The organism is Microbacterium meiriae (assembly GCF_040702565.1).
Classification (GTDB): Bacteria; Actinomycetota; Actinomycetes; order Actinomycetales; family Microbacteriaceae; genus Microbacterium; species Microbacterium meiriae.
Genome location: NZ_JBFBLJ010000001.1, coordinates 1,445,875 through 1,459,353, shown reverse-complemented (window position 1 = coordinate 1,459,353; position 13,479 = coordinate 1,445,875). Strand labels below are relative to the sequence as shown.

Annotated in this window: 12 protein-coding genes; 8 read left to right on the top strand and 4 right to left on the bottom strand. The window is 69.3% G+C overall.

Annotated elements, in window-relative coordinates; translation table 11 throughout:
• Positions 1 to 3: 3 nt before the first annotated feature.
• Positions 4 to 1,836 carry an AMP-dependent synthetase/ligase gene (locus AB0310_RS07075; protein ID WP_187661805.1) on the bottom strand — a complete coding sequence of 611 codons (1,833 nt, stop codon included), beginning with the start codon at positions 1,834 to 1,836 and terminating at the stop codon, positions 4 to 6.
• 151 nt (positions 1,837 to 1,987) lie between these two features.
• On the opposite strand from AB0310_RS07075, the gene AB0310_RS07070 reads away from it, so the two are divergent.
• A complete protein-coding gene (locus tag AB0310_RS07070) occupies positions 1,988 to 2,677 on the top strand; it encodes a lysophospholipid acyltransferase family protein (RefSeq protein WP_187664181.1) in 690 nt (229 codons plus the stop codon).
• Between the two features lie 46 nt (positions 2,678 to 2,723).
• Positions 2,724 to 4,064, top strand: a complete 1,341-nt coding sequence (locus AB0310_RS07065) for a class II 3-deoxy-7-phosphoheptulonate synthase (protein ID WP_187661804.1) — start codon at positions 2,724 to 2,726, stop codon at positions 4,062 to 4,064.
• A gap of 60 nt (positions 4,065 to 4,124) precedes the next feature.
• Here AB0310_RS07065 and pknB read toward each other — a convergent pair whose 3' ends face one another.
• Both pknB and AB0310_RS07055 read right to left on the bottom strand, forming a co-directional pair.
• Positions 4,125 to 6,080, bottom strand: coding sequence for a Stk1 family PASTA domain-containing Ser/Thr kinase (gene pknB, locus AB0310_RS07060; RefSeq protein WP_187661803.1), 1,956 nt, complete (start codon positions 6,078 to 6,080; stop codon positions 4,125 to 4,127).
• A gap of 76 nt (positions 6,081 to 6,156) precedes the next feature.
• Positions 6,157 to 7,299 carry a LysM peptidoglycan-binding domain-containing protein gene (locus AB0310_RS07055; protein WP_366236861.1) on the bottom strand — a complete coding sequence of 381 codons (1,143 nt, stop codon included), beginning with the start codon at positions 7,297 to 7,299 and terminating at the stop codon, positions 6,157 to 6,159.
• A gap of 129 nt (positions 7,300 to 7,428) precedes the next feature.
• Here AB0310_RS07055 and AB0310_RS07050 point away from each other — a divergent pair, with 129 nt between their 5' ends.
• Positions 7,429 to 7,785, top strand: a complete 357-nt coding sequence (locus AB0310_RS07050) for an Rv2175c family DNA-binding protein (protein WP_327036728.1) — start codon at positions 7,429 to 7,431, stop codon at positions 7,783 to 7,785.
• A 9-nt stretch (positions 7,786 to 7,794) separates the two neighbouring features.
• Here AB0310_RS07050 and AB0310_RS07045 read toward each other — a convergent pair whose 3' ends face one another.
• Positions 7,795 to 8,820 carry a polyprenyl synthetase family protein gene (locus tag AB0310_RS07045; protein WP_259955158.1) on the bottom strand — a complete coding sequence of 342 codons (1,026 nt, stop codon included), beginning with the start codon at positions 8,818 to 8,820 and terminating at the stop codon, positions 7,795 to 7,797.
• A gap of 162 nt (positions 8,821 to 8,982) precedes the next feature.
• Here AB0310_RS07045 and AB0310_RS07040 point away from each other — a divergent pair, with 162 nt between their 5' ends.
• The 5 genes from AB0310_RS07040 to AB0310_RS07020 all read left to right on the top strand — a co-directional run bounded on the left by AB0310_RS07040 (position 8,983) and on the right by AB0310_RS07020 (position 13,458).
• Positions 8,983 to 9,357 carry an SCO2097 family morphological protein gene (locus tag AB0310_RS07040; RefSeq protein WP_187661800.1) on the top strand — a complete coding sequence of 125 codons (375 nt, stop codon included), beginning with the start codon at positions 8,983 to 8,985 and terminating at the stop codon, positions 9,355 to 9,357.
• 262 nt (positions 9,358 to 9,619) lie between these two features.
• Positions 9,620 to 10,051 carry a division/cell wall cluster transcriptional repressor MraZ gene (gene mraZ / locus AB0310_RS07035; RefSeq protein ID WP_025105095.1) on the top strand — a complete coding sequence of 144 codons (432 nt, stop codon included), beginning with the start codon at positions 9,620 to 9,622 and terminating at the stop codon, positions 10,049 to 10,051.
• 103 nt (positions 10,052 to 10,154) lie between these two features.
• Complete coding sequence (gene rsmH / locus AB0310_RS07030) at positions 10,155 to 11,093, top strand: 16S rRNA (cytosine(1402)-N(4))-methyltransferase RsmH (protein ID WP_071329847.1); 939 nt, start codon at positions 10,155 to 10,157, stop codon at positions 11,091 to 11,093.
• A complete protein-coding gene (ftsL, locus tag AB0310_RS07025; protein WP_187661799.1) occupies positions 11,090 to 11,662 on the top strand; it encodes a cell division protein FtsL in 573 nt (190 codons plus the stop codon). Before rsmH ends, ftsL begins: the two co-directional genes overlap by 4 nt.
• A gap of 26 nt (positions 11,663 to 11,688) precedes the next feature.
• Positions 11,689 to 13,458: a peptidoglycan D,D-transpeptidase FtsI family protein gene (locus tag AB0310_RS07020; RefSeq protein WP_259955145.1), complete on the top strand. Its 1,770-nt coding sequence runs from the start codon at positions 11,689 to 11,691 to the stop codon at positions 13,456 to 13,458.
• Positions 13,459 to 13,479 lie beyond the last annotated feature (21 nt).

The following is a 13,479-nucleotide window of genomic DNA, read 5'->3' as shown; positions in this document are numbered from 1 at the left end:
GGGTCAGCCGCCGATGGCGACGTTGGTCGTGGCGACCGGCTCGTCGTAGATCGCGGAGATCTCGTCGGCGAAGTCGTTCATGATGATGTTCCGCTTGATCGACAGCTTCGGGGTGAGGTGGCCGGAGGCCTCCGTCCACTCCGAGTCCAGGATCGTGAACTTGCGGATGGACTCGGCGCGCGACACCCGCTCGTTCGCCGCGTCCACCGCACGCTGCACCTCGGCACGGACCTGCGCGTTCGTCGAAGCCTCCGCGAGGGTCATCTTCTCGTCGAGGCCGTTGTTCGCGAGCCAGGTCGGCAGCATCTCGGGGTCGAGGGTGACGAGGGCCGAGATGAACGGGCGCTGGTCCCCGACGACGACGACCTGCCCGACGATGGGGTTCGCGCGGATCGGGTCCTCGAGTGCGGCCGGAGCGACGTTCTTGCCACCCGCCGTGACGATGATCTCCTTCTTGCGCCCCGTGATCGTGAGGAAGCCGTCGGCGTCGAAGCTGCCGATGTCGCCGGTGTGGAACCAGCCGCCGTCGCTGAACGCCTCGGCGGTGGCCTCCGGGTTGTTCCAGTACTCCTTGAAGACGTTGATGCCGCGCACCTCGATCTCGCCGTCGTCGGCCAGACGCACCCCGACGCCGGGAAGGGCGGGACCGACCGTGCCGATCTTCGACTTCGAGGCGAGGTTCACCGTCGCGGGCGCCGTGGTCTCGGTCAGGCCGTACCCCTCGAGGATCACCACGCCGAGGCTGTGGAAGAAGTGACCGAGGCGCGCGCCGAGGGGAGCGGAGCCCGACACCGCGTAGACGACGTTGCCGCCCATGGCCTCGCGGAGCTTGGAGTAGACGAGCTTGTTGAAGAGCGCGAACTTGAGCTTCGTCCCGAACGGGATCTTCTTGCCCTCCTCGAGCAGCCGGGAGTGCTCGATCGCCACGTCGGCGGCGGCGCGGAAGATCTTGCCCTTGCCGCCCGCCTCGGCCTTCTGCTCGGCGGAGTTGTAGACCTTCTCGAACACGCGGGGGACCGCGAGGAGGAAGGTGGGCTTGAACGAGCCGAGGGCAGGGAGCAGCTGACGCGTGTCGGGCTGGTGGCCGGTGCGCACCCCCGCGTGCACGTTGAGGATGGAGATGAAGCGGGCGAACACGTGCGCGGTCGTGATGAACAGCAGCGTGGACGAGCCGGGCGTCTGCACGACCTCGTCGAGCGCCTTGGCGGAGTTGCGGGACAGCTCGACGAAGTTGCTGTGGGTGAGCACGCAGCCCTTCGGTCGTCCGGTGGAGCCCGAGGTGTAGATGAGGGTCGCGATGTCGGAGCCGACGGCGAGGCCGCGGCGACGCTGGATCTCCTCATCCGAGACGGATGCCCCCTGCGCGGTGAGCGTGTCGATCGCGCCCAGGTGCAGCTGCCAGACCTCTCGGAGGAGCGGAAGGTCGCCGCGCACCTCGTCGACGCGGGCGAAGTGCTCCGGTGACTCGACGAGGAGGGCGATCGCGCCCGAGTCCTCGAGGATCCACTGGATCTGCGACGGCGAGCTCGTCTCGTAGATCGGCACCATCACGGCACCGGCATAGAAGAGCGCGAAGTCGACGAGGCTCCACTCGTACGTGGTGCGGGCGAGGAAGCCCACCTTCTCGCCGGGCTGGATGCCGGCAGCGGCGAACCCCTTTGCCAGCGCGATGACCGCGGTCTCGAAGTCGGCGGCGGTGATGTCGCGCCATCCGTCGCCCTGCGGGACGGAGAACAGCGCCCGGTCGGGAGTCGCCTCCACACGCTTCGCAAGCAGGTCGGCGACGTTCGCGTCGGGATCGGCGGGGACGATCGCGGGGACTTCAAACTGGACCACGGCAGCTCCTTCGGTACCGGTCGGGCACGGGCGTTGGTCCGAGTCTAGGGCATGGCACCCGGTCGCGGTCAGGGTGGAACTCAGTCGCTTTGCGGGTCGCCCGACGAGGAACATGAGGGCGATCCGCGTCGCGGCGCTAGACTTCACCTCGATGTTCTACTGGCTGATGAAGTACGTCGTGATCGGCCCTGTGGTCAAGGCCGTGTTCCGTCCCTGGATCGTGGGGCGGAAGAACGTGCCCGCGACCGGGGCGGCGATCCTCGCCAGCAACCACCTCTCCTTCGCGGACTCGATCTTCCTTCCGCTCGTGATCGATCGGTCGATGTCGTTCCTCGCGAAGAGCGACTACTTCACCGGACGAGGCCTCAAGGGCTGGTCCACCCGCTTCTTCATGAAGGCGACGGGTCAGATCCCCATCGACCGCTCCGGGGGCAAGGCGTCCGAGGCCTCCCTCAACACCGGCCTCCAGGTGCTCGGGGGCGGCGACCTGCTGGGCATCTACCCCGAGGGCACGCGCAGCCCCGACGGCAAGCTCTACCGCGGCCGCACCGGCATCGCCCGGATGGCGCTCGAAGCCAAGGTCCCGGTCATCCCGGTCATCATGGTCGACACCGACACCGCCATGCCCATCGGCCGCCGTATCCCGCGGGTCATGCGGGTCGGGATCGTCATCGGCGAGCCGCTGGACTTCTCCCGCTATGCGGGCATGGAGAACGACCGCTACATCCTCCGGTCCGTCACGGACGAGATCATGGTGGCCCTCCAGCGCCTCGGTCAGCAGGAGTACGAGGACGTCTACGCGTCCACGGTCAAGGACCGTCTTCCGACGCGCGTCACATAGGCCCCCGGCGCGTCTCGGCGGTGGTGCCGCCCACTAGGCTGGACGCATGCTTCCGCACCACATCGACGCCCTTGATGCCTGGCGCTCGCTTCCCATCAAGCAGCAGCCGCAGTGGCCAGACGCCGACCGCGTCGCCGACGTCTCCCGGCAGATCTCGAGCCTTCCGCCGCTGGTCTTCGCCGGTGAGGTCGACAACCTCCGCGACCGTCTCGCCAGGGCGGCCTCCGGGGAGGCCTTCCTGCTGCAGGGCGGCGACTGCGCCGAGACCTTCGCCGGGGCCACGGCCGAGCAGATCCGCAACCGCATCAAGACGGTGCTGCAGATGGCCGTCGTGCTCACCTACGGCGCGTCCATGCCGGTCGTCAAGATGGGGCGCATGGCCGGGCAGTTCGCCAAGCCGCGCTCCAGCGACACCGAGACGCGCGGCGAGGTCACCCTGCCGGCGTACCGCGGCGACATCGTGAACGGCTACGACTTCACCGAGGGCTCCCGTCAGGCCGACCCCGGTCGACTGCTGCAGGGCTACCACACCGCCGCTTCCACGCTGAACCTCATCCGGGCGTTCACGCAGGGTGGCTTCGCGGACCTCCGCGAGGTGCACTCCTGGAACAAGGGCTTCGCGCAGAACCCGGCGAACCAGCGGTACGAGCGCATGGCCGCCGAGATCGATCGTGCGATCAAGTTCATGGAGGCCGCCGGCGCCGACTTCGACGAGCTCAAGCGCGTCGAGTTCTTCACCGGTCACGAGGGTCTGCTCATGGACTACGAGCGCCCGATGACGCGGATCGACTCGCGGACGGACACCCCGTACAACACCTCCGCCCACTTCCTGTGGATCGGGGAGCGCACGCGCGAGCTCGACGGCGCGCACGTCGACTACTTCTCGAAGATCCGGAACCCGATCGGCGTGAAGCTGGGCCCCACCACCACGCCGGAGACGGCACTGGCACTCATCGACAAGCTCGACCCGGAGCGCGAGCCCGGCCGGCTGACCTTCATCACGCGTATGGGCGCCGGCCGCATCCGCGATGCGCTGCCCCCGCTGCTGGAGGCGGTCCGCGAGTCGGGTGCCCAGCCGCTCTGGGTCACCGACCCCATGCACGGCAACGGCATCACGACGCCGACCGGGTACAAGACGCGTCGCTTCGACGACGTCGTCGACGAGGTCCGCGGCTTCTTCGAGGCGCACCGGGCGGTCGGCACGTTCCCCGGCGGCATCCACGTCGAACTGACCGGCGACGACGTCACCGAGTGCCTGGGCGGATCGGAGCAGATCGACGAGGCGGCCCTGGGGACCCGCTACGAGAGCCTGTGCGACCCGCGCCTGAACCACATGCAGTCCCTGGAGCTGGCGTTCCTGGTGGCCGAGGAGCTCGAGAAGCGCTGAGCCACGGGCGGACGCACGAAGGGGCCGGAACGATGTTCCGGCCCCTTCGTCGTGTCGGCGTCAGCCGGCGAAGCTCATGGTGAGCGTGATGCTCGCGCCCTTCCGCTGCGGTTCGGATGGGCTGTACGACTCCACGCGCGTGTTCTCGTTCGCGAGGAGGTCCCACACGGAGTCCGGCAGACCCGTGCTGCTCGTGTAGCTCCAGGTGAATCCGGCGTCTCGCAACGCGCCGGTGGCCTCGTCGCGCGTCATCCCGGAGACATCCGGCACATCGAACAGCGGCGGGCCCTGCGAGACGATCAGCTGGATCGTCTCGCCAGGACGCCAGGATCCTTCCTCGGTGCGGTCCGCGTACCCGATGACCCGGTCCTTGCCGATGGAATCGCTCGGGCGGTAGATGTTCTCCTCCGCCACCTTGAGGCCTTTGCCGGTGAGCGTCTCGGTCGCCTGCTTGACGGTCATGTCCGTGACGTCGGGCACCGGCCCGCGCGACACCTGGATCGTGGCGGTGTCCTTCTCGTGGACGGTGCAGCCCTCATCGCAGCCGAAGGCATCGCCGCCGTCACGGGGAGTGATGCGGACGTTGATGACCGATCCGGCCGCGGCGTCGGTGAAGTACTCCTCGTCGTCCGTGATCTCGAGGTTCGCCGCCTGCAACGCGGCCCGGACGTCCTCGGCAGGCTGTCCGGCCACAGGGGCGAGGTCGTGGGAGGCGGGGCCGGCGGACACGACGACGGCGACGGTGGTGCCCTTGTCGATCCTGGTGCCCTCGCCGGGGTCCGTCTCGATGACGATGCCCTTCTCGACGTCGACGGAGAACTCGTCGCGTTGGGCGGGTTCGAAGCCGGCTTCCGTGAGGTCTGCCGCCGCCTCGTCGTACGTCTGGCCCGCCACGGCGGGCACCGCGATCAGCGAGCCGGGACCGGAGCCGAACCACCAGCCCACGCCGCCGGCGAGGACGGCGAGCAGGAGGACGAGGGAGAGGAGGAACGTGCCACGGGCGCGGCGCTTGGCGGCCCGCCGCCGGAGGATGGTGGCGTTGTCGATCCCGGGGGAGGTGGCCGTCGCCGGTTCCGGCAGGAGCATGGTGCCCGGCATGACCTTGGTGAGGTCGCCGGAGTCGGCCTGATCCCTGGAGGCGCCGGTGGTCCGGGTCACGGCGGGGGCGACACCGATCTCGCGCTCGATCTCCCGCAGGCGCTCCAGCATCTGCTGAGCGTCGTCCGGACGCTCGTCCGGGGACTTCTCGGTGGCCCACAGCACGAGCTCGTCGAGCTGCTCGGGCACCGACGGATTGCGGACGCTGGGTCGGGGGACCGACTCGGTGGCGTGCTGGAACGCGATCTGCATCGGCTGCTCGCCCTTGTAGGGCTGCTCGCCGACGAGCATCTCGTAGAGCATGATGCCGAGCGCGTAGATGTCGCTGCGGGCGTCGGCGGTACCGCGGGTGACGAGCTCCGGCGCGAGGTACGCGATCGTCCCGAGGAGCTGCTGCCCGGTGGCGGTGTTCGCGGTGGTGGCTCTCGCGAGTCCGAAGTCGCCGATCTTGATACGGCCGTCCTCCGCGAGCAGGACGTTCTCCGGCTTGACGTCGCGGTGGACGATGCCCGCGCGATGCGCGGCGGACAGCCCGGCGAGAACGGCATCCATGATCGTGATCGTCTGAGCGACCGTGAGGCGCTTCTGCTCTCGGAGGAGCTCACGCAGAGTGATCCCTGGCAGATACTCCATGACGAGGTAGGCGAGTTCGCCGTCCTGGCCCTGATCGAAGACGTTGACGACGTGCGGGTCGGCGAGGCGGGCCGCGGCGCGGGCCTCCTGGATGAACCGGCTCTGGAACGCGGAGTCGTCACTGAGGTGCGCGTGCATGACCTTCAAGGCGATGCGGCGCTCCAGGCGGAGGTCGGTGGCGACGTAGACCGTGGCCATGCCGCCGCGGGCGATCCGCGCACGCACGCGGTACCGACCGTCGACAAGCCGCCCGATGAGGGGGTCGGCCTGATGATTGGTCGTCACGACAGAAGTCTATGGACGAATGGCTGAAAGCCCGGGGAACGCCTCACCCCTCGGGTCATCCGGATTTCCGGCGGCCTCACCCGTGCTGGGCGAGCCATGCGTACGCCTGGGCCTCCCACTGCCCGTAGCGATCGGGGTAGGCGGAGATCTGCACGGCCTGCGCCGCGTCGGTGAAGGGCAGCGACTCCCAGCCCGCGATGTCGAGCAGTCCGCGGGTGGTGTGCCCGTTCGGGTCGCCCGTGCCGCCGTAGAAGACCCGCGTGCTCCGCTCCGCGTCCATGATCTGTGCCGGGGTGCCCCAGCCGGTGCTCGGGCGCTGCTGGAAGATCCCGAGCGAGTCGCGATCCCCCCAGTCCAGGTTGCGGAGATCCGACTCCACCATGCCGGTGGCGAGGGCGATGGCGATCCCGCGGTCGGAGACTCCGAGTTCGCGGCCCACGCGGATGATGAGCGCGGCGTTGGCAGCCTGCTCGGCCGTCAGGGTGGCATTGCGCTGTCCGGTCGGCGCGGCGGCGGGCTTCGGGGCAGGCGCCTGCACGGCGAGGCGCTGACCCGGGTAGATGATCGACGACGGGCCGAGGCCGTTCCAGGCGAAGAGGGACTGCGTGGTCGTCCCGTACCGCTGAGCGATCGAGAACAGCGTCTCGCCCGCGGCGACGGTGTGGGCGCTGCCGCCGCTCTGCGGGGGCGTCGCGGGTGCCGCCGCGGGTGCGGCCGCGGGTGCCGGAGGGGAAGCGGAAGCCGCGCCTCCGGATACGACGATCTTCTGTCCCGGGTAGATGATGGCGCCGTCGGGAAGGCCGTTGGCGGCGAGGATCGCGCCGACCGAGGTGGCGTACTTCCGGGCGATGCCGAAGACGGTGTCGCCCGCCACGACCGTGTGGGTCTTCGTCGCCGCAGGCACCGACGTGGGCGCCGGCGCGGGTGCCGAGGCCGGGGCGCGCAGATGCAGGGTCTGCCCCGGATAGATGACCGAGCGCCAGGAGAGGCCGTTCCAGCCGAGGACGTCGGCGGTGCGCAGTCCGTGACGACCGGCGATGCCGGCGACCGTGTCCCCCGGCTGCACGACGTGCGAGGGCGGGATGTTCTGCGTCGGTGCGACGCGCACCGGAGCGATCCGATGCCGTTCGTGCGGCGCGACCGGCGGTGCGGGCGCGGCGGCGGGTGTCGCCGTCAGAGTGGCGGCGAGGGCGCCGGCCACGGCTGTCTGGAAGATCACGTCAGCCCCCTTTTCGAGCACTTCACGCTGACACGGATGTATAGAGATGTCAACAGAAGTGACAGGTGTGACGAATGTGACGGAAGTGATGGATATGCGCGTCGGGGGTCGAGGTGAGATAGTGGCAACGTGTCTGAGAACGTCGCTGCAACCCCTGACGCCGCCCTCGAGTGGCTGACCATGCCCGACCTCGTCGAGGTGCTCGGCGAGCCCCTCGGCCGCGTGCGTCGTCTGATCGACGAGCACTACCTCGTCGGCTCGCGGCGCAGCGGCGTCTTCGCCGTTCCTGCGGTGTTCATCGTGGACGGCGAGCCGCTGAGCTCCCTGCGCGGGACGATCATCGTCCTGCAGGATGCCGGCTTCTCCGATGACGAACTGATCGACTGGCTGCTCGCCGAGGACGAGACCCTCGGGCGTTCCCCGATCGCCTCTCTGCTCGCCGGGCACAAGAGCGAGGTCCGTCGGCTCGCGCGCACCCTCGCCTGAGCGACCTGTTCAGGAGGAGCGCACGGTCGCCGCTCGGCCGAGATCGCGGAGCTCGCCGACCGCGGCGTCCTCGAGCCGGGCTCCGGAGAGCGCGCGATCGGCCTCTCCGGCGTAGTCGGCGATCATCGTCTCGACCCGTTCGAGGGCTCCGGTCCCGGCGATCGTCTCCTGCAGGAACGAGACCTGCGACGCCGTCAGGTCGGGGTCTCCGAGCATCTCGTCGAGCACCCGCCGGGCGGGTGTGTCCAGCTTCTCCCTGGTGAGCGCGATGAGGACGGTCCGCTTGCCCTCTCGGAGGTCGTCGCCCGCGGGCTTGCCGGTGACGGCGGCATCGCCGAACACACCGAGCACGTCGTCACGCAACTGGAAGGCGAGGCCGAGAGGGTGACCGAAGCGGCGCAGCGCCTCGGTCTGCCCGACGTCGGCGCCGGCGAGGCTCGCTCCCAGGATGAGCGGCTGCTCGATGCTGTAGCGCGCCGACTTCAGCGAGGCCACGCGCAGCGCGCGCTCCGCATGCTCGCGGTCATCGCTGACGCTCCACGCCGACTCCTCGGCGATGTCGAGGAACTGTCCGGTCGTGACATCGCGACGCATGCGCGCGTACTCGGCGCGCACGGTCCGCGCCGCGCCGTGACCGTCGAGCGCCGACTCCAGGAGGTCGTCGCTCCACGCCACGAGGAGATCGCCGAGCAGCACGGAACCGGCGCGCCCGAAGGCAGCGGCGTCGCCCCACCATCCGGCGGAGCGGTGGGAGGCCTCGAGCGCCCGGTGCGCCGCGGGACGGCCCCGGCGGGTGTCGGAGTTGTCGATCAGGTCGTCGTGCACGAGAGCGGCGGACTGGAAGATCTCCAGCGCCGCGCAGAGGTCCCACAGGGCGTCGTCCTCGACGGCGAGACGGTCACGGAACCGGGAGACGGCGCGCCACCCTGCGTGGCAGAAGCGGGCGCGCAGCCTCTTCCCTCCGGAGAGGGTGTCGGACGCCGCATCGAGGAAGGCAGCGGCGTCGTCGCCGTACCCCGCCGACTCCGCTCGCATGCGGTCGAGGAACAGGTCCAGTCGCGCGGCCACGGCGTCGGCGACGGAGGGGGAGGGGGACGGCACGACTCCCAGCATACGTAAAGGATGAGACGCCCGAACCGCTAGCCCCGGGCGCCGCTCGCGCGTAGACTGGAGGGCACCATACCCGAGGGGGACGAGATGCCACTCTCCGAACAGGAGCAACGTCTGCTCGACGAGATGGAACGCCATCTCCTGCACAATGACGCCGACGTCGTGAGCGCGCCGTCGGGCGATCGCACGCTCAGCTATCGCAATCTCGTCTACGGTGCTCTGCTCCTGCTGGCCGGCGTCGGCGGACTGGTCGTCGGTGTCATCCTCGGAGACATCTGGGGCATTGTCGTCGGGGTCATCGGCTTCGCGGCCATGCTCGGCGGCGTCATGCTGGCCGTCACCCCTGTCCGACGATCCGGACCGGCAGAGCCCCGGACCCGCACCGCTCCGAAGCGGCAGGACTCCTCCTCCTTCATGGACCGCATGAACGATCGATGGGATCGGCGCCAGGACGGCCACTGACCTCCTCCCTTCCTCTCCACCACGAAGCCCGGATGCTGAGCATCCGGGCTTTTTCGTGCCTGCTGGGCATCCGGTCCCCACCGGCCCTCCACCGGCCCTCCACTGGCGTTCCACCTCGCTCCACCGCGGAATGTCGCGGAAGTAGGGCGAGGCCCGCGGAAGCACAGGGACGATACCCTGGATTCGTCGTAGGAATGTGGAGGAAAGTGGAGTAAAGTGGGGCGCACCTCGAGTTGGCCGGACGGAGAGGGGGTGATGGCCGATGCTGCTGGGCACGCACTCACCGAAGCTGGACGACAAGGGACGGGTCATCCTTCCCGCGAAGTTCCGCGAGGACCTGGGCGGCGGCATCGTCGTCACCCGGGGCCAGGAGCGCTGCCTCTACGTCTTCAGCACGGCCGAGTTCGAGGCGATGCACGAGCGGATCCGCCAGGCCCCGCTCGCCAACAAGCAGGCGCGTGACTTCATGCGCATGTTCCTCTCCGGTGCCAGTGCGGAGATGCCCGACAGCCAGAACCGCATCACCATCCCCGCCCACCTGCGTCAGTACGCGGGTCTTCAGAAGGAGCTCATCGTGACCGGAGTCGGCGCCCACGCCGAGATCTGGGACGCGGAGAGCTGGAACGCGTACCTCGCCGCCGGCGAGGAGTCCTACGCCGAGCTGGAGCAGGAGGTGATTCCGGGACTGTTCTGACCACGGCTGTGATGCCCCGCCGCTCCCGCCCCGACACACTTCCCCGGTGCCGGGTCGAGATGCGGAGGGGGATCAGAGCCGAAGGTCGGACCCGAGAGAGATCATGAACCTCCGCGACATCCACACCCCCGTCCTGCTCGACCGCTGCGTCGAGCTCCTCGCACCTGCCCTCCAGGAGGACGGCGCCGTGCTCGTCGATGCCACCCTCGGCATGGGCGGCCATTCCGAAGCGCTACTTGAGCGATTCCCCGGAATCCGCCTCATCGGGCTGGACCGGGACACCGACGCGTTGAAGATCGCGGGGGAGCGGCTCGCTCGGTTCCGCGATCGCGTGACCCTCGTCCACACCGTCTACGACGAGATCGGCCTACACGCCCAGGGCGCCGCCGGGATCCTCTTCGACCTGGGCGTCTCGTCGCTGCAGCTCGATGAGGCCGAACGTGGCTTCGCATACTCCAAGGACGCTCCGCTCGACATGCGGATGGACCAGACGAAGGGCATCACCGCCGCCGAGGTCATCGCCACCTACAGCGAGGGCAACCTGCGGCGCATCTTCGAGCGGTACGGAGAGGAGAAGCTCGCCGGACGGTATGCGCGCTTCATCATCGACGCCCGTCAGAAGCAGCCGATCACGCGATCGGGCGAACTCGTCGACATCCTCGTGGCCGCCACCCCCGCGGCCGCGCAGCGATCCGGGCACCCGGCGAAGCGCGTGTTCCAGGCCCTCCGGATCGAGGTCAACGCCGAGCTGAACGTCCTCGCGGACGCGATCCCCGCCGCGATGGACGCACTCGCGGTCGGAGGCCGCATCGTCGTGATGTCGTACCAGTCCCTCGAGGACCGGCTGGTCAAGCAGGCCTTCGCGGCCGCCTCCTCCTCGACGGCGCCCGCCGGGCTGCCGGTCGAGCTGCCGGAGCACGCCCCCCGATTCCGCATCCTCACCAAGGGCGCGGAACTCGCCGATGACGAAGAGCGCGCACGCAACCCGCGTGCGATACCGGTGCGCCTGCGCGCCGCCGAGAAGGTGCGGGAGAGCGCATGAGCATGAACGCAGTCCGCAAGCCGACCCTGCCGCTGCAGCCGGTCGCTCCGGAGACGACGCCCGAGCGGCGCCTGCGACCGGTGACGGCGCCCGCACGGCGCCGCAAGCCGAAGCTCGCCTACGCGCTCGTCGCGCTGGGCGGCGCCCTGGCCATCGGTGCGGGGCAGGTCGGGCTCTCGCTGGCCATCACACAGGACTCGTTCACCCTCGCCGGGCTCACGTCCCAGCAGCGCGAACTCGACCTCCGGACCGACGCGCTGCAGGAGGAGCTGACGGGGCTGAGTTCCCCGCAGGTGCTCGCGAGCAGCGCCGCCGACCTCGGCATGGTCGTGGCGGGCGCCCCGTCCTACCTCCGTCTCAGCGACGGCGCCGTCTTCGGGACGGGCGCCGGGGCGGAAGGGGTCTCCACGATCGATCCCAACGGGAAGGCGGCCGTCGGCAACGTCCTCGTCACGGAGGAGACCCCGCCGGCGGAGAACGCCGGGGACGACGCGACCGGCGGTACACCGCCCGCGCAGGACCTGCCGCCCGCCATCACCGACGGCCTGCCCAGCCCCACGACGCACTGACCATCCCCGATCGACGGAGAGATCCCATGACGACACGAGCCACGCGCGGACCGCGGCGACGCACCGTCGTCGCACTGGCGGTCATCCTTTCGATCCTGGTGGCGTTCGTCGTCCGCCTGATCGACATCCAGGTGGTGAGCGCCGACGAGCACGTCAACCAATCCCTCGAGCACATCGGCGACGGCTCGACGATCCCCGGACAGCGGGGATCCATCGTCGACGCCGAGGGCACAGTCCTCGCGTCGAGCGTCATGGTCTACGACGCGCAGCTCAGTCCTCAGGTCATCAGGCTCACGGAGGAGAAGGATCCTGCGCTGCCCTGGGCCGAGGCCTCCGAGAAGATCGCCGCGATCACGGGGGTACCGGGAGACGAGATCCGCAAACGCGTCTCCGATGCCCTCGCCGAGAACCCGAACAGCCAGTACGCACCCCTGAAGACGGGGCTCAACACCGAGCAGTTCATCGCGCTCCGCGACCTCGGCCTGGGGTCGTACCTCGCCCTGACGCCGCGCGAGACCCGGGTCTATCCCAACGGCGCGGTCGCCGGGAACGTGCTGGGCTTCCTCGACAACACCGGGGAGGCCAAGGCCGGCGTCGAGCAGCTCGAGGAATCGTGCCTCGCGCCGATCGATGGGGAGAAGACGTATCGCAAGGGCAAGGACGGCGTCGTGATCCCGGGGAGCGAGTCGGTCACCGACGCCGTCGACGGCGGCACCGTGCAGCTCACGATCAACAGCGACCTGCAGTGGTACCTCCAGCAGATGATCGGCGAGGAGGCCCAGAAGCAGGGCGCCAAGGGCGGAACCGTCACGGTCGTCGAGGTGGGCACCGGCAAGATCCGCGCCGCGGCCGAATGGCCGGCCATGGACCCGAACGACCTGGACTCCTCGACTCCGGAGACGCGATACAGCCAGATCTTCCACCGCGACTTCGAGCCCGGTTCGACGTTCAAGGCGATCACCGCGGCGGCGGCGATGGAGGGTGCGGGCCTCACCCCGCTCAGCACCGTGACGGCCTCCTCGCGCGAGACCTTCCCGAACGGCGCCGTGGTCAACGACGCGTTCAGCCACCCGGCCTACAACTACACGCTCGCGGGCGGACTGATCGACTCCTCCAACACCGCGCTGTCGAAGTTCGGCACGATGGTCGCCCCCGAGGTCCGCTACGACTACCTGCAGCGTTTCGGGGTCGGGCAGAAGACCCTGGACTTCCCCTCCGAAGTGGGAGGCATCCTGCACCCGGTGAGCGACTGGGACAGCCAGTCCCTCTACACGACGACGTTCGGCCAGTACTTCACGGTGACGGCCCCGCAGCTCGCCGGCGCGTACCAGGCCATCGCCAACGGCGGGGAGAAGATCGACCTGTCGATGGTGGAGTCCTGCACGGCGCCCGACGGGACGGTCACGGAGACGCCGAAGCCGAAGCACGAGCAGATCGTCAAGGAGCAGACCGCCGCCGATCTGACCCGCATGCTCGAGAACGTCGCCGTGCAGGGCGGGAACGCCGATCGCATCCAGGTTCCCGGATACCGCGTGACCAGCAAGACCGGTACCGCGCAGGTCTCGGACGGCAAGGGCGGCTACAAGGCAGGCGTGTACTACACGAGCATGGTGGGCTTCGCGCCCGTCGACGACCCGCAGTACGTCGTCGTGGTCACCCTCGACGAGCCGACTAAGGTTGTATCGTCCGCGGCCACCGCTTCCGCCTTCCAGAAGGCGATGACGCAGGTGATGAAGACCTATCGCGTGATGCCGTCCTCTGTCCCGATGGACGCGCTCCTCCCCAAGTTCGGATAGCCGGCGAGAGCCGCGCATGGA

Bases quoted from the DNA above. Each gene is read 5' to 3' on its own strand.
- AB0310_RS07070 (WP_187664181.1), top strand. From the start codon at position 1,988: ATGTTCTACTGGCTGATGAAGTACGTCGTGATCGGCCCTGTGGTCAAG.
- AB0310_RS07065 (WP_187661804.1), top strand. From the start codon at position 2,724: ATGCTTCCGCACCACATCGACGCCCTTGATGCCTGGCGCTCGCTTCCC.
- AB0310_RS07045 (WP_259955158.1), bottom strand. From the start codon at position 8,820: ATGCGAGCGGAGTCGGCGGGGTACGGCGACGACGCCGCTGCCTTCCTC.
- AB0310_RS07040 (WP_187661800.1), top strand. From the start codon at position 8,983: ATGCCACTCTCCGAACAGGAGCAACGTCTGCTCGACGAGATGGAACGC.
- mraZ (WP_025105095.1), top strand. From the start codon at position 9,620: ATGCTGCTGGGCACGCACTCACCGAAGCTGGACGACAAGGGACGGGTC.
- rsmH (WP_071329847.1), top strand. From the start codon at position 10,155: ATGAACCTCCGCGACATCCACACCCCCGTCCTGCTCGACCGCTGCGTC.
- ftsL (WP_187661799.1), top strand. From the start codon at position 11,090: ATGAGCATGAACGCAGTCCGCAAGCCGACCCTGCCGCTGCAGCCGGTC.
- AB0310_RS07020 (WP_259955145.1), top strand. From the start codon at position 11,689: ATGACGACACGAGCCACGCGCGGACCGCGGCGACGCACCGTCGTCGCA.